Below are 19931 nucleotides of genomic sequence, written 5' to 3' on the forward strand. Positions count from 1 at the left end.
AATTTTTTATTGCCCTATCAGGCAAGCAGGAAAGTGTTGCCAAAAAACAAGCCGTGACCAACTTCACAGGTGGGAACAAGATGAAAAACCAGGTCGTCTGCGTGGGATTAATGTGTATCAGCTGTGCCAGTTTTGCGGTGGAACCGGTCCCGTCCGAACCCGTGCGCAGCAATGCCGCCAATAAACCTTTTCCGCACATTGCCTGGAGCAGCGACGACGGCCAGAGCAGCCTGGATATCGGTGGCGCCTTGCGTACCAACTACCGTGACGAGCACTGGGACACCACCGAGAACAACGGGCGGTTCTTGTTCGACACCTTCCGTCTCGACGTGCAGGCCACCTACAAAAATCTCTACAGCGACATCGGCTACTGGTTCCAGGACGATGGCAAGCGCTCCATCGATCGCGGCTTCGTGGCTTATCGGCTGAACGAGAATTCCAACCTGCAACTGGGCGCGCCCTTCAAACCATTTGGCCTTGAGCCCTATCCACAATTTGGCTGGAGCTACCACATCCCGTTTTTCATGGGCTATGGCTCCAGCGCGGGCTCAGGCCTCAAATACAGCTACAAGGACCAGGACTGGGACGTGCAACTGGCCTACTTCCCACGCATGCTGCCCTCGGGCATTCGCTACTCACCGGAAGTCGGACGCTACGCAGACCTCGACAACAATGCCATCGCTTTTACCCAATCAGGCCAGGACAACGAAAAGCACAATCAACTCAACGCCCGGGTTGCCCGTCGCTTCACCAGCGGCGACTGGAAGACCGAAATCGGCGCCTCGCTGGCCACCGCCCAGCTGTACAACGCCACCACCAAGGATGACGGTGATTACTGGGCTGGCGGGCTCCACGCAATCATCAATAACGGCGCCTGGACTGTCACCACACAAGGCATTCGCTACGAGTACGACCCAAAAAACCCCGCCGGCGTCAGCAAAGACTCGGTGCTCATGGGCGGTAACGGCCTGACCCCGGCCTACCTCATCGCCTCCAAAGCGACCATTGCTTCGTTGAATATCAGCTACGACATCAACACTCCGAAACTTGGCCAGTTGAAGAAGATCAAGCTCTACAACGACTACAGTCGGTTGATGAAAGACAAAAGCGGTTGGGATGACTCACAGATGTACACCGTCGGTGCGCAATTTCTGGCGATGCCGATCATGGCGTGGGTCGACTTTACCTGGGCCAAAAATGCCAACCCCTATGGTGGCGCGGAAAACGGTAGCGGCTTTACCAATACCAGTTCGGTGGGCAGTAACGAGTGGTATTACCGCACCAACGTGAACATTGGGTATTACTTCTAGCGTTGGCGAATGGGTAGTTATGTGACGCGAGTGGCGTGGGATTGGGCTTGGATCGCCTTGCTGACACGGGTCACGACAGCGGCGTTGCACCGCTCTCGCAAAGGCCCGCGATGAACAAGACCCTGCCTGACACTCTCCAAGCGCACGCCGCACCGCCCGGTTTGTTCAGGCGAGGATATTGCGGGCCTCGCGCCACCCCGATACCAACGCACCGTGCACGGTGCCACTCATCTCAAGGCTGGTCGCTTCGCCCGCGAAGTGAAGCCGATCAGCAATCGAGTCCCCCAGCGCCGACCGGTCCCTGGAAGACGAGCCAACCGCCGGATACGAATAGCTGCCCCGCGCATAAGGATCCGACGCCCAGCGGGTGCGACGGTAGGCGCTGGGCTCTGGAATATCGGGGCCATAGAGCGTGCACAGCACCTTCATCGCAGCGTGTACGGCCTCGGCATCACTCATGCCCTCGATGCGGCGAGCAACATCCGCGCCGTAGAGCGAGCACAAAATCGGCGAGTGGGTGACGCGCGCAAGATTGAACCAGTTGGACCAGGCGCCGTCCTGGTCGCTTTGCCAGGAGATGATGTTGGTGTCGTCCCAAAAGACCTTGGGGAAGCGCAGGAACAGCTTGTCATAGACGCCCATGCCGAGGCGCTCGATGGCTTGCTGCTTTCTCGCAGGCAACGCCGGGGTGAATCTCACATTGCCGTGTTTCAGCACACCGAGCGACAACGTCACGATCACTCTGTCAGCGCTGAACGTGCCCTGATCCGTGGTGATCGTGACTGCGGTGTCATCGTATTGAATCTCTGACACCACCTGATTGAGGCGTACATCGATTCCCTGCGCCAGACGCTCGGGGATTTGCAGGTAACCTTCGGGAAATACGACCTCATGGCCGTCAAATTCAATACCTTCATCCAGGCCCCAGGCGGCGAGGTGTGCGAGCTCGGCACCGTCGTCGTCCTGCACCATCCGGCTTGCGTCCTCGAACACATCGCGACCTCGTTCGCCGTCAATGCGCAGCTTTTTCAACGCACGGTTGAAGGCCTCTTCGGCTGACAGGGATCGTGGTGCGTCCTCAATCATCTCCCACACCAGCGCTTGCACCGCGTCGATGTCTTCGTCCAGTTGCTTGAGCGCTGTTGCAGACAGCAGCATGCCAGCCTGGTCATAGAGCGTCACGTCGTGGCTGGTCATCAGTGTGCCGGCGTCGAATACGGTGGTTTTGATGCCCATTTCTTGCGCCAATCTGGCGACCGGGTTCTGGTTGACCCCGTGAATCCAGGACGCGCCGAGATCGATTGGCGCATCGCCCCACGCTCGCTCGGTCCAGATTCGCCCGCCGATTCTGTCCCTGGCCTCCAGCACAGTCACCGTATGGCCTGCATCGGACAACATTCGGGCGGCGGCGAGGCCCGAAATTCCGGCGCCGATGATCAGCACCGAATCCTTCCTGGCGCGATTGGTTTTTGTGCCCGAGTCTTGCGCCACGCTGGTGTTTGCACCGGCGATTGAGGCCGTCATAGCGCTAAGCGCCATCAGCGCCTGGCGTCGGGTAAGGGTTATCATGTTTGCCTCGTGATGGACTCTATTTACGTTAAAATTACCCATAATGACCAAATGGTACATATTTGTACCATAAAGAACAAATCAGGAAACTTTACATCCATGTCCCGTGATCAGAAGAGAGAAGCCGTCCTGGACGCCGCCGCGGCGGTGTATGCACGTGACCGCAGCGCATCGATGCAGCAAATCGCGGCCTCGGCGGGCATCAGTCGCACGACGCTCGTGCGCCATTTCCCCACCCGTGAGGACTTGGTTGCGGCGCTTATTGATCGTGTTTTGAATGACGCCACGGCGGTCCTGGACCAGGCGCAACTGGAAGACGGCGACCTTGAACGGGGCCTGGCCTGCCTGACCGAGAATTTCAGGACGCTTGGGCAGGTGTGGGGAGTCGGCTACGGCCTGGGCTATGGCTGGTCGCATATCGAAACCTTGCTGTCCGACCTGGCAGCGCGGGTCGAAACCATTGATGCACGGCTCGTTGCATTCTTTGAGCGCGGTCAGCAGGCCGGGCTGTTTCGCCGGGATCTTCCGGCTGCCTGGATGACGGGTGCGTTTCAGGGGCTGTGTGAAACCACGTCGGACCTGATCGACGATGAGTCGATGGGCAAACGCCAAGGGCCCGAGTTTCTAATCTCGATCTTCCTGAACGGCGCAAGTGTGTGACGCGTCGCTCCAAACTGGCGAAGTGAAACCCTTGTAGGAGCTGTCGAGCCCTGGCGAGGCTGCGATAGCGGTGGGCCAGGCAACATCAATGTTTGGTGCCGACGTCATCGCAGCCTCGATAAAGCTCGACAACTCCCACAGTTGATCTTCGTGGCCTTGAGTTGGGGGTTTGCTTAATAGAGCTGTAAGACCTTGAAAAGCACGCCCCTTAGAACGTCTTGCTGGCACTGGCCACGACAGTGGCCGTGCACAGGTCGCCATAGCCGTACCAGCCCGCGCACTCGCTTTTCGACAGGTCGGTATCGATGTAGCTAAGGCCCCAGGTCACGCCCACGAAATCATGGGTCAAGGCGACTTCCCACTCGTGGTAGGAATCACGTGTATTGCCACGGCTCGACCAAAACGCCGGATCCTTAACGTCGTTGTGCCCATAACGCAGTTTCAAGCCGACTTCACCTGGCAAAGTCGTGGTGTAGCCAAGGTAGGTGTAGAGGGTGGACTGGTGGTCACCAAAGGCGTTCGGCGTATCGCGGGAGTAATAGGCGCCGAGCTGCACGCCATAGGTGTCGAGGATCGCGTAGAGCTCGCTCAGGTTGAACTGGCTTTCCTTGGGATAGCTGTACTTGATGTAGCCCAGATCGAGGCTGACGGCTTCGGTCATCTGCCAGTTGTAGCCCGCGTAGTATTCAAATTCTTCACGCGTCTTGAAGTCATCGCCAAAATCGACATTCGAGGTCCAGACGCCGGCATACAGACCGCTGCTATGCAGCAACGTGACGCCCGCCTGCACCGCCGGATCACCCAGGGTCTGCGAGATGCCACGGGTGCGATAGTCGCTGACGGCGGCCAGGCTGACCTGCAAGTTGAAGTCATCATTGAGTGGTAGCGCTTGCGTGGTCAGTGGCACCAGCACAAGAAAGACTGAGAGTGCTTTCATAGGTATCTCTTATTTTTATAAGTGAGCGGGGACATTCGGGCACGGCGTTGCCCCTCGCAGTGCGAGAGGCTTGGCTGTTCAGGAGGGATCGATGTCAGGACGCGGGCGCGTAGACCTGTTTGCCCGCGAAGAAGGTTTTCAGCACCTTGGTGTCGAACAGTTCGTCGTCGCTGACCTTGAACACATCGCGATCAAGGATGATCAGGTCGGCTTGTTTGCCAGGTGCCAGCGAGCCAATCTGCTGGTCCAGGCGCAGGGCTTTGGCGGCGTTGAGGGTGTAGGCGTAGAACATGGTCTGGCGGTCAATACTTTCCTTGGCGTTCAACACCCCGAGCGGACCTTTTCGCGTGCTGGCTTGAGCAATGGCATTCCACGGGTTGGGGCTGGACACCGGCCAATCACTGGCCCCGGCAATCATGGCGCCGGCTTTATGCAAGGACTGCGCGGGATACTGGTAACGGTAGGCAAACGCGCTGACATAGGGTTTGACCAGCTTCACCGTGTAGTCCTCACCGGTGGCCCAGAGCAGTTGCATGGAGGCAATCACCCCAAGCTGCTTGAAGCGTGGAAACTCCTTGGGGTTGACCAACTGCAGGTGGCTGATGCTATGGGGCATTGGCGTGGGATTAAGCTTGCGGGCATATTCAAAGCCATTGAGTGACTCACGGACCGCGCGGTCGCCAACGGCATGCATGTGTACGATCCAGTCGCGCTTTTCCGCTGCCACCACCAACTCGCCAAAGTGCGCCGGGTCGATGAGCAACTGACCGCTTTTCAGGCTGTTTTTGAACGGGTCGATCACCGCAGCAGTTTGCCCTGGAAACTCCATGATGCCGTCTGCGAAAACCTTGATACCGGGGAAGGTCAGGTTGGGCACGCCCTCGAACTTCTTCATCACCTTGGCCAGTACTTCCAGGTCGGCCGGCTTGCTTTTCGGATTGGTGATCAGCAACGCCGCGACATGCGCGCTGAGCTCGCCCTTCTCCGCCAGTTCGCGGTAGAGCGGCAGCACACCGTAACTCTGCTCCGTTGCCGTGAAATCAAACAGCGAATCGCCTTGGCCGGCATTCGACGCTGCGTCCATCCAGGCGGTGACGCCATATTGATTATTGACCTGCACCGCCAGGCGGGCGGCCTTCAACATCACCTCAGGGCCGGGCGCGGGAATCTGGCTGCGCACCTGGTCCCAACGCGACTCGGCAAAATAACCATTGGGAGTGAAGTCCACCTCGTGGCCCACGTAACCGATCTCCGCTTCCGGCAGGCTTTTTACCAGCGCAGCATCGATTTTCAGGCGCTTGAGCATGGCGTTGTTGGCCCAGCCGGTATGACCGTCAATCCCACTCAGCACCAGCGGCTGTTCGGCCCAACGGCCCTGATTGAAACGCTTGCCAAGCGCCTTGCTCTGTTGCCAATACGCCGAGCTGACCCCAGCAATGCTGATCACGTCCCCTGCCCTCGCGTTGCCCGCCTGGTCCTGTTCGATGATCCACTGCTCAAGCGCGGGTAGTGGTTTGACCTCGTCCAGCAAGTTCGCGCCCAGGCTGTCAAAGGCTGCGACCACCGGATGGCTATGGCTATCAATCATGCCCGGCATCAGCACCTTGCCGGCCAAATCGATGCGTTGTGTATGGTCGTCGGCCAAGGCCGTGATCTCGGCATCGCTGCCCACTTTAAGAATCTTGCCGTCTTGCACTGCCACCGCCTGAACCAATTCTTGACCGGATTCGGCGGTGAACACCTTGCCGTTGAACAGTACAAGGTCAGCGGCGGCCATCGCTTGCACCGAGGAAAACGCCACAGCGACGGCCAACAGGCTTGGAATAAATCGTTGCATCGGAACACTCTCTTGTTTTTATTGGGCGGCTTGGGATGGGAATACCCTATAGAGAGTGACCAGAGAACGGACCTCCACAAATGAGGAGGGGTAAGGCAATCAGCTGAAATACCGAGATGGGCAACGCTAATCGCGACGAGCAACGGATCGCAGCACGGAACCTAGCTCCACTTTGCTTTTAACCCCCAGTTGCAGGTAGCAATTACGCAGGTAGGTACGCACCGTCGCCGGGCTCAACGAGAGCATTTTGGCGATTTCCTTGTAAGAGTGGCCGGCGGCAAACAGCATCGCCGCCGTGCGCTCCCGTGGCGCAAGCCCCGCTGCGCGCGACGGCACCTCAAGTGACAGAATCACATGCTCGGCATTCGGGCTGAGCGTCAATGACAAGCGGCCCAGGCGCACCACGCCCGGTGCATTGTGCAGCTGGGCAATCACCTGCTCAGGCAGCATTGAACCGCTCCAGTCGGGTAATTCACGCTCAATGGCTGCACACAGCCTGGCCCCTACGTACAACAGACTGCCGTCCATACGGGCGACACCGAAATCGGTCGCCCCGTTGTCGGTGTCAAAACGGATCATGTCTTGCACTTGAAACCGCCACAGCTGCAACAGGTGATCGCAGAAGGCCGAAAACAAACTGTCCTCGGTCTCATTGAATGCCGGCGCATCAATTCCACGGTAGAGACAGACGAAGAACAACAAGCCACTTTCAGGCAGCTCGAAGGTGATGTTCATCAGGTGGTAGAGGTCATGGCGCCGTGCAAACACATTCACCTGCTCATCCGGATCGGTGAACTCGCTGTCGCGCAAGACCTTGCCCGTTTGGTTCAGCGCGTCATGGGCGAAACTGTCGCGCCCGGCAATCGTGCTCCATTCAGCGGCAAATGATTCGGGCAGATTGATGCGCCCATGCATCCAGCTTTGCGGCGCAGCCTTTGCTCCCGTGCTGGACATCTCGCCCCACCAGGCCGAAGTGAACGGCACCAGTTGACGAAATGTCTGCAGGCCATCGGCAATGAAATGAGAGCCCCCGCGTGATCGAGCAAGGCGGGCAAGCTCGAGCACGCAAAAATTGAATACGTTGAGCATTTCCAGCAGTGGCTTGACACTGTAGTCATCACCCTCCTCCATGGTTCCCAATTCCGTCTGATGGTCGGCGGGCTGAGGTTACCATTGGGCCGCGCTGGAAACATCGACGATGTCGATCACCCACAAACCCTCGATGCAATGCGCATACAAAAAAAGCGAAGCCATTAATCTGGCTTCGCCTTTTTTCTACCTCTTACTCCCGGTTTAACTCAGGCGACGATATCGGTCATTGCGGCCTGCCCAACGGTGCCTACCGCAAAATCCACCAGGCCACTGCCGGTGAGGTCGACCATCAGGCTGGTCTGATCAGTCTCCTGGAAGTAGGTCAGGATGGCGTCGCCGGCATGGCCGGTGAAGCCGCTCACGAAGTTCAACGTCGCGTTAACCGAAGCGAACATGCCAGACAGGTCAATTTTGTCCTCTCCACTGGTGAAGTCCATGATCCAGGCCGGTGCTGTCATCGTCGAGTCGCTGGCCTGGCCGAACACGAACGTGTCTGCACCGGCACCGCCCCACAATGAATCCCCGCCGCCACCGCCATAGAGGATGTCGTTCCCGGCACCGCCCTCGAGGATATTGGCAGCCGAATTGCCAATCAGCAGATCGTCGCCTGCGCCACCGATGGCGTTCTCCAGCGTCACCCCATGAGCAATAGAGACATTACCCACCAGCCCACCCACATCGGAGAACGAACCCGCATTGAGGTTGATTTTCTGGCTCTGGCTGAAACCGGAAAAGTCCAGGGTGTCGTTGCCGCCGCCGTCCCACACCGAGAACACCAGCTTGTCGCTGGAGGTGTTTGCCGTGTAGAAGTCGCGGCCGGTGTTCGAGTTGAAACCGTAAACGGTATTGCCGTCGCGGGTATCCAGGTTGGCCCCGTAGAGCTTTTGGATCGCCACGATGTCGTCCATCAACGGTGCGGACGAATAGGCACCACTGAAGTTCTGCTGGGTATTACTTTCGCTCCAGTAACTCATGAGGCTATAGCCACGCGTGTCCTCGGCATAAGTGACATCGTTGTACGTCGGGTTACCGTTGCCGGCGTTGTAGTTGCCGGGATGGGACAAGCCCAGGGAGTGACCGATTTCGTGGGTCAGGGTCTGCCGACCGTAGTTGCCGTTGTCCGGGGTGGTGTTGGTCTGATATTGATCATTGACCATGTACCAGGATTGGCCGTCGCGCGAACCACCGGTTGGCAAATAGGCGAAGGCTGCGCCACCGGCAAAGCTGCTGTAGTTACCAAACGTCAGCTGACCATCGACATCCTCAGGAGCGTCGGTGAAGGTCACATTGGCCACATCAGACCAGGACTGGAGGGCAAGTACTGCCTGAGCTTTTTGCAGCGCGCTGAATTCGCTGAAAGTCCCCAGGGCCGGGTTAAAGTCCGCAGGTTTTGAGGTCAGGAACGTGTAGCTAAGGCTGATCTTGCCGTCGCCGCTCTGATCGTGCCAGCTCGCGCCTTTACGCAGCAATTCGTCCGCAGCCTGATCGGCGGTGAACGACGGTTTACCGTTCACCAGATCGACACCGCCGCGATCATACCCATGGCTGAAACTGTCGACCTGGTCGTAGGCCTTGCTGCTCTGGCCGACAGAAGAAAACACCTTCTCTTTTAGCTTTGACATAGACATCCTTGTTATCTAATTGCTGAGGAAAATCCAATAGGCGACACCAATCCTTCGAAAAGAACCGGTCGCTCACTTCATGGGAGGCGCGATAAAACTGGCATAGCGCGTAACTTGCCGTCTAATTTAATTATTAATTAGTTGCCAGCAAGTCTCTTAAACACTGTCAACGCGTTATTCGGGTTCCATCAATGGAGTGGCAATGGGTCTTGAGCCGTATTTCATCACTTCGATGAGGGTAAAGACTGTCAGGTCCTGCACTTACTGTTGTGGGATGACAAGAAAGTTCATGGGGACTGGATAGATGTGTTTTGCCCATACATGTGTGGTTTGTCCTCTATATCGGGGGCAAACAGCACGCTTGAAAATGAATTTATTTGTTACAAAATAGACGAACAGACCTTACACAAGCAGCCCGTTAGTCGACAAAAAACGCTGCCCGGGCAGAGGCTGGGGCAAGTACCGCTGATACCAGCCATGCATGGCTGAAAGGGAAAGCAAGCCTACCCAACGCTCGGCCCGGTCACGGAGAAACCATTTGTTACAAGTGACACCTTGGCAACCAAAGAACTTTGAGCTTTGCGCCTGCTCTTAAACCCTAGACGCCTTTTATACCGTGAGCGTCAAATCACCACCTGTCGAGGTTCAGAAAATGCGAATGACACTACCTACTCTTGCTATAAGCCTCCTGTTTGCACAGGGCGCTATGGCCGCTGGAGATGGCTCTGCCGCTGTCGGAGGGGGTGTGGGTGGCGTGCTGGGTAACATCGTTGGCCAACAGTTAGGTGGCTCCACGGGGGCTGCCGTGGGCGCTGGCGTAGGTGGGGCTGCGGGTGGTGCAATTGGAGCGCCAAGAGGTAACAAAACCGAGGCTGCCATTGGTGGCGGGATCGGATCAGCTGGCGGCTCCATCATCGGCAACAAGCTGGGAGGCACAACCGGCTCAACGATCGGTGCAGGTCTCGGCGGCGCAGCGGGTGGCGCGGTGGGCAATAACCTGGCCGACGACGGCGGTAAACACCGCTCAGGCGGCAAACACTACAAGGGGAAAAATAAGCACAAACACAAGAACAAACATCGCTGATGAATTGAATCCTTATCCACGCCCAAGCCCGGTCCTGCACCGGGCTGTTCGTATCGGGCTGTCATATCTTCATCACATCGATTCAGCATAATACGGTCAGCCAAAAGGACTTGGCCCCCGTTACAGAAAGCCTGGCCACGTGCCGGGCTTTTTCGTTCTAACCTGCCCCGCTCCTCGATGGCGACGGCACCTATTCAACACCGGCAAAAAGCCCCCGCACAGATGAGTCTGTAACGGCTCCGTGTCATGGCACATGCGTTCGTTCACGGGCCGCTCTTGAAATAACAATGATTGTCATTACGGGCTTTCCGTTCTGGTTCGGAAACACTAGTGAATACCTTCACTATCCTCCGAATCGAAAGGAATCCAGCATGTCGGAACGCTGTAAGGCCGTGCGCGCCTGCCCATCACAACAGGATGTTGCGTACCATTTTGACTTCAATCGAACGCTGACCGCCGCACACATGGCACTGTTGCTCGGTCTGGGCGGAGCGTCCATGCCCGTGGCTGCAGCGCCACCCGCCGAACCGGTAGAAACGCTAGAAGAGACTCAACAGGGTTCTGGCATCGCCAGCCTGGAGTTATCCGAAACCGTGGTCGAAGGCAACATGGATCCCCCTGGCGTGCTGCCACCGGTCTATGCCGGTGGCCAGGTGGCTTCGGGCGGTCGCATCGGCTTCCTGGGCAACAAGGACTTCATGGAGACGCCGTTCAGCACCATCAGTTACACCGAAAAATTCATTGAGGACACTCAAGCCCAGAACATCACCGACGTGATCGCCGCGACCGACCCCTCGGTCTTCAGCAACGGGCTGAAAGGCACCTACAGCGAGAACTACTCCATCCGTGGTTTCGCCTCGAGCATCAGCGACGTGGCTATCGATGGCCTGTACGGCATGGCCCCCTTCTATCGGATCTCACCCGAGATGTATGAACGCATCGAAGTGCTCAAGGGGCCTTCAGCGTTACTCAATGGTATGCCACCGAGCGGCTCGGTCGGCGGCAGCATCAACCTGGTCCCCAAGCGCGCAGGTGCCGAACCGCTGACGCGCGTGACCACAACTTACCTGTCTGATGCGCAGTTTGGCGGGCACCTTGACGTTGGCCGTCGCTTTGGCGAGGACCAGCAGTTCGGCATGCGTTTCAACAGCGTCTATCGGGATGGCGACACGGCGACCGACCACCAGAAAATGAAAGCCCAGCTCAACTCCCTCGGCCTGGATTGGCGTGGAGAGCGTGCGCGCCTGTCCGCCGATCTCTACCAAAGCGAGGATCGCGTCAAAGGCCAGAACCGCGGCATCGGCCTTGCTCCGGGTGTGCCCGTCCCCAGGCCACCCAAATCCGAGACCCTGCTCAACCCGAGCTGGGGTCACGTCGAGACCAAGGATAAGGGCGCGATCGTACGCGGCGAATACGACCTCAGCGACAACGTCATGGCCTACGCTGCGGCGGGCACCAGCCAGACCAACTATGCCTACAACGGCTCCATGTCCGCTCAGGTGCTCAACACCGCCGGCGACTTCGAGAGCACCATGGGCCAGTTGAAGATCGACTTGGCAAAGACCTCAGGCGAAACCGGCTTGAAGGGCAACCTGGACACGTTCGGCATTGGCCACCAATGGTCGATCAACGCCACGCACTATTCCGACAAGGAAAAGGACTATGGCCGCCGATCCGTCCCCGGTGCGAACTGGACCACCAATATCTATCATCCCGTTTGGGGCCCCGAGGCAGCAGAGAGCTGGCCACCCATTGTGCACACCGAAACACGCCTGACCAGTTACGGCGTGGCCGACACCTTGTCGTTCTTCGAGGACCGGCTGCAGTTCACCCTCGGCGTTCGTCGCCAGCAAGTACTGACCGACACCTTCAGTGTCACCACCGGGGGGCGCACTTCCCGCTATGACGAAAGCGCCACAACCCCCGCCGCAGCGGTGCTGGTCAAGGTCACCGACGAGGTATCACTGTATGCCAACTACATCGAAGGCTTGAGCAAGGGCGTCAGTGCGCCATTAACGGCGGCCAACGCGGGCGAGGTGTTCGCCCCCTACAAGTCCAAGCAGAAGGAAGTGGGGGTCAAGGTCGATCTGGGCGAATTTTCCCATACCCTGAGCCTGTATCAGATCGAACGCCCCAGCAGCTACACCGACCCGATCACCAATACGTTTTCCTTTGGCGGCGAACAGCGCAACCGCGGACTCGAGTGGAGCTTCTTCGGCGCGCCAATCAGCGACGTGCGCCTCATGGGAGGCGTTGCACGCCTCGATCCAAAAGTGACCAAGACGGCGGGAGGTGTCAACGAAGGCAAGAACGCTACCGGGCAACCGAAGCTGCAAGGCAAGCTAGGTGTGGAATGGGACACGCCGGTCTTGCAAGGCTTGACCTTGACCGCCAACGCAACTGCCGTGTCGAAGCAGTACATCAGTGCCGATAACTCGCTGTCGATACCGGGCTACACAATCTATGACATGGGCGCGCGCTACGTGACCCAGATCGCCTCCCAGCCAGTGACCCTACGCGGTACGGTAAACAACGTAACCAACAAGGCTTATTGGGGGATGCCGCTGTTGTCCAGCCTGGGGTTGGGGGCACCCCGTACGGTGCAGCTTTCCGCTACCGTGGATTTCTAGCTGGCTGCATGCCGTCTAAGCTGGGCAACGTCGTCAAACGTCATCACGAATAAAGCACTGAATGCACCCGCTGGTTCAACGATGGGTTCCAGCGGGTAATCCTTGCTCACGCAAAACCTGCATCTCACCGGTGTCCTGCCGTCGGATTCATAAAGTCCCTGTTGCAACCCCTGATCACTGGGGCGTTTTTTCACGCCAGGCTTGATATCAAACCAGCTTGGCTATCCTACGGACTGCTATCGCTGATCCGCCAATATCCTTTGGATAACTTGGTTTGATTTGTCCACCTTACGCTGACTTTCATCCAGTTTGACCAAGGTAATCAGAGCCTTCCATAAAGCCCATCCGCGACCTCGCGCCCAGGTCGCATCATCCAGGGGAAGCGCAGAACGAAAAGCATGCCGACTTGCTTCGCCGAACATCGTCCATGCAATCACCAAGTCACATGCGGGATCGCCGACGGCGGATGATCCAAAATCGATGACGGCGTGCAGCTTTCCATCCTTGACCAGCAAGTTGCCGCACGCGAGGTCGCCATGCACCCAGGCATTCGGGTTATTCCAAGTAGAACCCATAGCAACCTCCCAAACTGTCAGGGCTGAAGCGGTATCGATGCAGCCAGCGAGCAGCTCAAGTGCGTTTCGTGTTTCGCCGTCATAAACAGACAACGAACCACCTCGATAGAAGTTATGCAGGCCGGCTATTGGTGCGTCCGTGACATCGATCCGATGCAGGTCAACAAGAAAGCGCGCAAGGGTGCGTGCAAACGCCTCCTCACTGTCGATTAGACCTTCCTGGACCGGCTCACCGTCCAGCCAAGCGTAGACAGACCAAGGCCATGGGTAGCCGAGCGCCGGCACTCCTTTGGCGATTGGGACCGGGATAGGCAGCGGCAAGTGGGGAGCGAGCACCGGTAGCCACTTATGCTCCTTCTCCACCTGAGCAACATAGGCCGCTGCGCTCGGGAGCCTCACTGACATTCGGTCACCGAGCCGAAAGGTGCGGTTGTCCCAGCCGCTCGGTAAAACAGGCTCAACTGTCAGGTGCGCCCATTGAGGATACTGCGTTGCAATCAGCCGCTGAACGAGAGACGCATCTATCAAATCTATGGGCTGCTTTTCTGTGCTTGACATTACCTATTCCGAAATCCCGACGAGGGGACAGCATAACCTTGCTCTGTGCAGTCTGGGCATTACGCAGTTCAACTTGCCCAGCAGCAACGAGGCGGTCGAGGGCAGACAACGAGTGCGTATCCTGACCGGCTATACCCTGCAGAACATGTCGCTGTATGCTTTCCTACTCACACAACGCCTGATTCCGCAGGCTGTGCAGATCTTCCTGCGCTATACCACCGAAGAGGCGCAAAAGTACTTTCCCGATTAAGCCCTCTTTCGAACGATCAGAAGGCCGCACGCGCTACGCGCACCAGTCATAGAGGGACACCCGATGCTCGGACGCACACCGCCAACGCCCAGGGATGATAGCGCCACTGACTCCGATTCCGGAAAAGCGGTGCGGGCAGGAACGACCTTTCGACTCACCGTGAGCTTCATGCTGGTGGTCGTAATTGCGTTCATCGCCGTTGAGGGTTGGCGGACATGGCGCGACTATCGCTCAGCCTTCGCCTCTGCCCATGACTCCGTGACCAACCTGGCGCGTGCAACGGCCCAGCATGCCGAAGACGCCATTCGACAAGTCGATGTGCTGACTGCGGCCCTCAGTGAGCGGGTGGAAAGCGATGGATTGCAAGGCATCAATGTTGCTCGCATCCACGAGCTACTGGTCCAGCAAACCCAAATAATGCCGCAGCTTCATGGGCTGTTTATCTACGGCCCTGACGGTCGATGGGTCGTGACGGACAAGAGCGTGACCCCGGACACCGCGAACAATGCCGACCGCGATTATTTCCAGTATCACCGTACCCACGATGATCGGAATGTACATATCGGCGAAGTCGTCAGAAGCCGATCCACCGGCGAACTCATCATTCCCATCTCTCGCCGATTGAACAACGCTGACGGCTCCTTCGCAGGCGTTCTGCTGGGGACGATCAAGCTCAGTTACTTCGTGGACTACTACGGTGATTTCAAGATTGATGACAAGGGCTCACTGGTCTTGGCCATGCGTAACGGCACCATTCTGGTACGGCGCCCGTTCATCGCATCAGTGGTGGGTAAAAGCCTGGCGGACAGCGAGATATTCAAAACCTACCTGCCGGTTTCCAACGCAGGCGTCGCCGAGGTCAAAGCCATCATCGACGACACCGACCGGCTTTACGGTTATCGAGCGCTGACGACCTATCCCCTTGTCGTAGAGGCAGGACTTTCCCGTGAATCCATCATCGCACCTTGGCGGCACGACCTCTGGAAAACCGGATTTGTGCTGGTGTTTTTGATTGCCGTGCTCGCCATATTCGGACTGATCGTCTTGAGCCAGCTACGTCAACGAATGCTGGCGGAAAAAGCCTTACGTCACGCCCATCAAGCCATGCAAGATATGGCGATGACTGACAGCCTGACCGGGTTGAGCAATCGTCGGCGGCTGGACGCCGTACTGATTGAAGAAATTCGTCTGGCCAGGCGCCAGGAATCGTTCCTCTCGTTGATCATGCTCGATGTCGATTACTTCAAACGCTACAACGACACCTATGGACACGCCGCTGGCGATGAGTGCCTGAGCGCCGTGGGTCAGGCGATTGCACACGCGATCAAAAGACCAGGGGATTTGGCGGTCAGGTACGGTGGAGAAGAATTTACCGTGCTACTCCCCAATACCAACAATGCGGGAGCAACGCGGGTTGCCAACGATATTCTGGAAGCCATTCGAGCCCTGAAAGTCCAGCACACCGAACATCCTCTCGGGTACGTCACCGCCAGTGCCGGTATCACTACAAGCCATCCGGCCACTGAACCGGTCACCCCCGGCGACTTGCTGAAGTCGGCTGACGCGATGCTCTACCTGGCCAAGCAAAATGGTCGCAATGGCTGGCGCGCCACTGAAGTGACTGTTCATAAATGATCGAGATCGGCTCATTCCAAAGGCAAAGAAAAAGCCCGACATCTCTGCCGGGCTTCGCCTACTGCTCTAAGCGCGTCGCTTGATTAAGACATTCAACCAAAGGGTAAAGGCAACGGGTGGTGTCCAACCCGAGTTCGAGGTGTGACACATACTCAATCGCCCTGGGTCTTATAGGCATCCCTATGCCTTAAAATGAGACCGACGTAGATGCCGTACCTCCCGATCCCAAAAGCCCCTTTAAGTCCGCCGAAGAGCGTCGCATTGATTGCACTGATGATGACTATCAAACCGACCGACCTGTTTAATTGCCAACACTGATTCATATAATCGCCTCCAAATTCTCTCCCGGCCTGGCTTCAGGCTGCATTCCTCCGGAACCCAACACCATGCCAAGCGCCGACCAGGCCCCTCGCGGCCTTCCCGAACACAATCAACAGAGTGTCAAACAGCAGTGGCTAGCGATTCTCTCGGTCGCCGTGGGCGCTTTCGCCTTGGTGACCAGCGAGTTTCTCCCGGTAGGCGTACTCAACGACGTCGCCAGCGATCTGGGGATCAGTGCCGGCCACGCAGGCCTGATGGTGACCCTGCCCGGCATAATGGCCGCCCTCGCCGCGCCATTGCTGTCTGTCAGCATTGGCGCCATGGACCGTCGCTATCTGCTGATCGGCCTGACGCTGATCATGATCATCGCCAACTCAGTCGTGGCCTACGCCACCGACTTTAGCCTGCTGCTGTTTGGCCGCGTGCTACTGGGCATCAGTATCGGCGGCTTCTGGGCCACGGCCATCGCCCTCAGCGGCCGGCTGGCGCCCAAGGGCGTGGGCGTCGCCCAGGCCACCTCGATCATCATGGTCGGCGTGACCTTGGCCACCGTACTGGGCGTGCCCGTAGGCACCTGGCTCAGCGGCCTGATGGGCTGGCGCATGACCTTCCTGATCACCGCGCTGATGGGCGTACCGGTGCTACTGGCGCAGATCTTCTTGCTACCGCGGCTCAACCCGGAAAAGGCCATTCGCATCAGTGACCTGCCGGCCTTGTTTATCAATCCACAAGCTCGGGTCGGATTGATCGCTGTCTTACTGATCGGCCTGGCACACTTTGCCGCGTACACCTATGTCGCACCCTTCTTCAAATACAGTGCCGGCTTCGATGGGCCGACTATTGGCTCGCTGCTGTTGCTCTTTGGCGTGGCCGGGGTAATGGGTAATATTTTTGCCGGTTTTGCCGCCAACCGCAGCGTACGTCACACCCTGTTGCTGGTCGCACTGATGATTGGCACCAGCACTGCCCTGTTCCCCTACTTCGCCACCGGCATGACCGGCGCTGCGATGCTGATCGCGCTCTGGGGCTTCGCCTTCGGCGCCTTCCCTGCCTGCGCCAGTATTTGGATGTTTGTCGTCGCGCCCAAGGATGTCGAACGCGGCATGCCGCTATTCGTCGCCTTGTTCCAGGTGATTATTGCCCTGGGCTCGTTCTTCGGCGGGCGGATCGTCGACCAACTGGGCAGCTCGGTGCTGCTGAGTCTCGCCACGGTCCTGGTGGGCTTCGGTTTTGTGACCGTGCTGGTACTGGGGCGTAACATCAGTAATAGCCTGGCGCCCCAACCCTGCTAATCAGATCGATGTAAACCGCTAAGGGTTCGACCCCACTAACACGGACGGTTCTGGAGGCCTGGACGTATCAGGCCACCCATTCCGCTCCGTATGCGCCTTCATCAAGGCTGCGCCGATGGGTTCGGCGTCGAGGGGCTTCCCTCTCCCGGAATCAACACCAGGCTTTGGGGTGAAGACAATGTAATACCCATTTCCTGAAGACGGGCAAGCAGGATGAACAGCAAATCGCTGCGGGTCCCGGACACCGAGCGCGGGCTGTTGACGTAGCCACTGACACCAATGATCAGGCCATCCCTGGCCAGGTCTTTGAACGTGACTGAAGGTGCGGGAGTGTCGAGAATCGACTCGTGCTCGGTAAACGAGTGCAGGAGCAGCTCGCGAACTTTCAGTACATCGGTGTCCAGCGGCAATGTGAGGGTGATGCCCACCACACCGAGCGCGTTGCCCATGGTGACGTTGCGCACGTTTTGCGAGATGAACTGCGAGTTCGGCACGATCACCGTCGAGCGGTCAGACATCTGGATCTCGGTTGCCCGTACGTTGATCCGGCGAATATCGCCCTCAACCCCACCCAGACTGACCCAATCGCCGACCTTCACCGGCCGTTCAGTCAGCAGGATCAGCCCGGAGATGAAGTTCTGCACAATGGCCTGCAGGCCGAAGCCGATACCCACCGACAAGGCGCTGACCACCCAGGTCAGGCTGGTCAGGTTGATCTGCAGGGTAGACATCACCAACAGACTCAGCAGCACAAACCCTAGGTAGCCCACCAGGGTCACCAAGGATGCACGCATGCCGGCGTCCATGTTGGTTTCCGGCAGCAGCCTCTCACTCAACCAGCGCTTCAAGGTCCGCACAGCGAACAACCCGATGACAAACATCATCAGCGCAACGAGGATATCCTGGGGAATGATGTGCAGGTTGCCCAGCGTCTTGCTGGTTTCTCCCAGTTGGCTGAACCCCTGGAGCAGTTCGCTGGGGCTGGAGCCCGCCGGAAGGAAGGCCGCCATCACTGCGGTGAGCAACAGCAATGTACGGCCGACGCCAGCCAGCACGGTGCAGGCCTGGGCCTGATGCCGGGGTGACAGCCCCAATGCGTTGGCCAGTGCCAGGCCGCTGGGCTGCTTGGGCGAAAGCAGGGTTTCACAGACGTCGCCGAAAAAGGCAATCAGCAGATAGGCCGTCGCCGCCACGACGCCGACCCACAGCAGCTTGACGGTAAGAAAGTAGGCCAGGGACAGATACCCCGTTAACAACCCGAGGACAATCAAGGCCACCCACATCGCAGTAACAAAGGGCAATATGCCGGTGAATCCACCCGGACGACCCAGGTCGAGCTTTTTGCGCACGTAGCGCAAACGCAGCAACGCGGCAATGAAGATCAGCGCCGTGGTCAGTGCCGTCAGGCCATTGAGCGCAACGGTCAACGCCAGGCTGGTGCCGGTGACACTGTTGATCCGCTCCTCGGTAGCCACCAGCATCAGCGCCACCGCCAGAATCGCCGGGAAAGGCCCCAGGGCACTGGCGATCTCATCGGCAATGGCCGCCAACCGCCAGGAAGGTCGCGGCAGCATCAGCAAGGCACGCCCAAGGCCTGCAATAAACGCGCAGAACGTGGCCAGGGTAACCAGATGTTCGGAGAGCCGGGCCAGGTTTTCGCTCAAGTCGGCATTGCTTTCCAACCCCCAGCGCATCAGTGAGACGGCGCCCATGATCGTCAGGATCGACGATAACGCCACCGCCACCGCCAGGGTGCTGCGTCGCAGACGCCCCTCCGGCAGCCAGCGAATCATCGCCCAGGTGAGCAGACGCTCAAGCAGCCGCCGGCCGAAACTCCAGATCAGCACAGCCGCCAGCAGCGTGCTGAAGAACGCCCAGCGGCGCTCGGGGCTGACGGCGCTCTTCAGGGCAACGACACCCTCAGCCTTCAGGTTGTTCAGGCGCTGCAGGTCTTCAGCGGTGGGACGGATCAGGGTCGACCAGAACGTGGGGCTAAAAGGGGTATCGGTACGTGAAGTGACCTGGGAATTAAACAAATTGCGCCGCAAGTTGACGATCTGCGCGGCGAGGTCGCGGCTCCCCTGACTGAGCTGTTTTGCCTGACGCTCATCATCAAGCAGGCTGTTCTTTTTCTGGGTCAGGACATCCCGTTGAGCCGTGAGGCTCTGCGCTTCCCCGGGCTGGGCCGCGCCCAATACCTTCAGTTGATCATCAAGGCGCTCCATGTCGGTTGCGCGTACCGTGAGCAACATCTCGGCCCGTTGCTGCACCTGGAGTGCGCCCTGTCTAAACTCCGCCAGCCTCTCGTCACTGGTACTGATGGGGACACTCTGGCGAATCAGCTCAAGTTGCTGGCTGAGTTGCTTCAGGTCGGCGTCTTCCGACAACAGCGGCAAACTGTCGACGACCTCCAGCGGCACCGTTGTTGTGGGCGCATCTGCCCATGCCGGGAGGCTGATAGCCATCACTATGGCCAGCATGGCCTGGCTGATGACGCTTCTATACATTCGCCACATCAAGTCGTCCTTTTCAGTCTTTTACCATCGGGACTATGGACCG

Annotated in this window: 14 protein-coding genes; 7 read left to right on the top strand and 7 right to left on the bottom strand. The window is 58.2% G+C overall.

Features of this window, described 5'->3' with window-relative positions; all coding sequences use genetic code 11:
• The first annotated feature begins 80 nt into the window (after positions 1-80).
• Positions 81-1310 (top strand): hypothetical protein, encoded by a 1230-nt coding sequence (locus tag HKK55_RS13040; protein ID WP_169355066.1) that lies wholly within the window; start codon positions 81-83, stop codon positions 1308-1310.
• Positions 1311-1475: 165 nt separating this feature from the next.
• On the opposite strand, the gene HKK55_RS13045 is transcribed toward HKK55_RS13040, so the two are convergent.
• Positions 1476-2879, bottom strand: a complete 1404-nt coding sequence (locus tag HKK55_RS13045; RefSeq protein ID WP_169355067.1) for an NAD(P)/FAD-dependent oxidoreductase — start codon at positions 2877-2879, stop codon at positions 1476-1478.
• A 99-nt stretch (positions 2880-2978) separates the two neighbouring features.
• Between HKK55_RS13045 and HKK55_RS13050 the strand changes: the two genes are divergently transcribed.
• Positions 2979-3539: a TetR/AcrR family transcriptional regulator gene (locus HKK55_RS13050; protein WP_169355068.1), complete on the top strand. Its 561-nt coding sequence runs from the start codon at positions 2979-2981 to the stop codon at positions 3537-3539.
• Positions 3540-3747: 208 nt separating this feature from the next.
• On the opposite strand, the gene HKK55_RS13055 is transcribed toward HKK55_RS13050, so the two are convergent.
• The 4 genes from HKK55_RS13055 to HKK55_RS13070 form a co-directional block, all read right to left on the bottom strand.
• Complete coding sequence (locus tag HKK55_RS13055; RefSeq protein WP_169355069.1) at positions 3748-4476, bottom strand: TorF family putative porin; 729 nt, start codon at positions 4474-4476, stop codon at positions 3748-3750.
• A gap of 94 nt (positions 4477-4570) precedes the next feature.
• Positions 4571-6313 (bottom strand): amidohydrolase, encoded by a 1743-nt coding sequence (locus HKK55_RS13060; RefSeq protein ID WP_169355070.1) that lies wholly within the window; start codon positions 6311-6313, stop codon positions 4571-4573.
• 126 nt (positions 6314-6439) lie between these two features.
• Positions 6440-7444 carry a helix-turn-helix transcriptional regulator gene (locus HKK55_RS13065; protein WP_169355071.1) on the bottom strand — a complete coding sequence of 335 codons (1005 nt, stop codon included), beginning with the start codon at positions 7442-7444 and terminating at the stop codon, positions 6440-6442.
• A 167-nt stretch (positions 7445-7611) separates the two neighbouring features.
• Positions 7612-9027: a serralysin family metalloprotease gene (locus tag HKK55_RS13070; protein WP_169355072.1), complete on the bottom strand. Its 1416-nt coding sequence runs from the start codon at positions 9025-9027 to the stop codon at positions 7612-7614.
• Between the two features lie 652 nt (positions 9028-9679).
• Here HKK55_RS13070 and HKK55_RS13075 point away from each other — a divergent pair.
• Positions 9680-10111, top strand: a complete 432-nt coding sequence (locus tag HKK55_RS13075; protein WP_169355073.1) for a hypothetical protein — start codon at positions 9680-9682, stop codon at positions 10109-10111.
• Between the two features lie 371 nt (positions 10112-10482).
• Positions 10483-12741 carry a TonB-dependent siderophore receptor gene (locus HKK55_RS13080; RefSeq protein WP_169355074.1) on the top strand — a complete coding sequence of 753 codons (2259 nt, stop codon included), beginning with the start codon at positions 10483-10485 and terminating at the stop codon, positions 12739-12741.
• Positions 12742-12977: 236 nt separating this feature from the next.
• Here HKK55_RS13080 and HKK55_RS13085 read toward each other — a convergent pair whose 3' ends face one another.
• A complete protein-coding gene (locus HKK55_RS13085; RefSeq protein ID WP_169355075.1) occupies positions 12978-13874 on the bottom strand; it encodes an aminoglycoside phosphotransferase family protein in 897 nt (298 codons plus the stop codon).
• 112 nt (positions 13875-13986) lie between these two features.
• Here HKK55_RS13085 and HKK55_RS13090 point away from each other — a divergent pair, with 112 nt between their 5' ends.
• The 3 genes from HKK55_RS13090 (at position 13987) to HKK55_RS13100 (ending at position 17372) form a co-directional block, all read left to right on the top strand.
• Entirely contained in the window at positions 13987-14124 is a 138-nt protein-coding gene (locus HKK55_RS13090; RefSeq protein WP_169355076.1) for a hypothetical protein, read from the top strand.
• Between the two features lie 63 nt (positions 14125-14187).
• A complete protein-coding gene (locus HKK55_RS13095) occupies positions 14188-15759 on the top strand; it encodes a sensor domain-containing diguanylate cyclase (RefSeq protein ID WP_169355077.1) in 1572 nt (523 codons plus the stop codon).
• Between the two features lie 386 nt (positions 15760-16145).
• A complete protein-coding gene (locus tag HKK55_RS13100) occupies positions 16146-17372 on the top strand; it encodes an MFS transporter (RefSeq protein ID WP_169355078.1) in 1227 nt (408 codons plus the stop codon).
• A 101-nt stretch (positions 17373-17473) separates the two neighbouring features.
• Here the strand turns inward: HKK55_RS13100 and HKK55_RS13105 are convergent, their stop codons facing one another.
• Positions 17474-19888, bottom strand: a complete 2415-nt coding sequence (locus HKK55_RS13105) for a DUF3772 domain-containing protein (protein ID WP_169355079.1) — start codon at positions 19886-19888, stop codon at positions 17474-17476.
• Positions 19889-19931: the final 43 nt, after the last annotated feature.

It is taken from the genome of Pseudomonas sp. ADAK18 (assembly GCF_012935695.1).
GTDB lineage: Bacteria > Pseudomonadota > Gammaproteobacteria > Pseudomonadales > Pseudomonadaceae > Aquipseudomonas.

What these genes read in the sequence shown, in the direction of transcription:
- HKK55_RS13040 (WP_169355066.1), top strand. Translation starts at nt 81, where the DNA reads ATGAAAAACCAGGTCGTCTGCGTGGGATTAATGTGTATCAGCTGTGCC.
- HKK55_RS13045 (WP_169355067.1), bottom strand. Translation starts at nt 2,879, where the DNA reads ATGATAACCCTTACCCGACGCCAGGCGCTGATGGCGCTTAGCGCTATG.
- HKK55_RS13050 (WP_169355068.1), top strand. Translation starts at nt 2,979, where the DNA reads ATGTCCCGTGATCAGAAGAGAGAAGCCGTCCTGGACGCCGCCGCGGCG.
- HKK55_RS13055 (WP_169355069.1), bottom strand. Translation starts at nt 4,476, where the DNA reads ATGAAAGCACTCTCAGTCTTTCTTGTGCTGGTGCCACTGACCACGCAA.
- HKK55_RS13060 (WP_169355070.1), bottom strand. Translation starts at nt 6,313, where the DNA reads ATGCAACGATTTATTCCAAGCCTGTTGGCCGTCGCTGTGGCGTTTTCC.
- HKK55_RS13065 (WP_169355071.1), bottom strand. Translation starts at nt 7,444, where the DNA reads ATGGAGGAGGGTGATGACTACAGTGTCAAGCCACTGCTGGAAATGCTC.
- HKK55_RS13070 (WP_169355072.1), bottom strand. Translation starts at nt 9,027, where the DNA reads ATGTCAAAGCTAAAAGAGAAGGTGTTTTCTTCTGTCGGCCAGAGCAGC.
- HKK55_RS13075 (WP_169355073.1), top strand. Translation starts at nt 9,680, where the DNA reads ATGCGAATGACACTACCTACTCTTGCTATAAGCCTCCTGTTTGCACAG.
- HKK55_RS13080 (WP_169355074.1), top strand. Translation starts at nt 10,483, where the DNA reads ATGTCGGAACGCTGTAAGGCCGTGCGCGCCTGCCCATCACAACAGGAT.
- HKK55_RS13085 (WP_169355075.1), bottom strand. Translation starts at nt 13,874, where the DNA reads ATGTCAAGCACAGAAAAGCAGCCCATAGATTTGATAGATGCGTCTCTC.
- HKK55_RS13095 (WP_169355077.1), top strand. Translation starts at nt 14,188, where the DNA reads ATGCTCGGACGCACACCGCCAACGCCCAGGGATGATAGCGCCACTGAC.
- HKK55_RS13100 (WP_169355078.1), top strand. Translation starts at nt 16,146, where the DNA reads ATGCCAAGCGCCGACCAGGCCCCTCGCGGCCTTCCCGAACACAATCAA.
- HKK55_RS13105 (WP_169355079.1), bottom strand. Translation starts at nt 19,888, where the DNA reads ATGTGGCGAATGTATAGAAGCGTCATCAGCCAGGCCATGCTGGCCATA.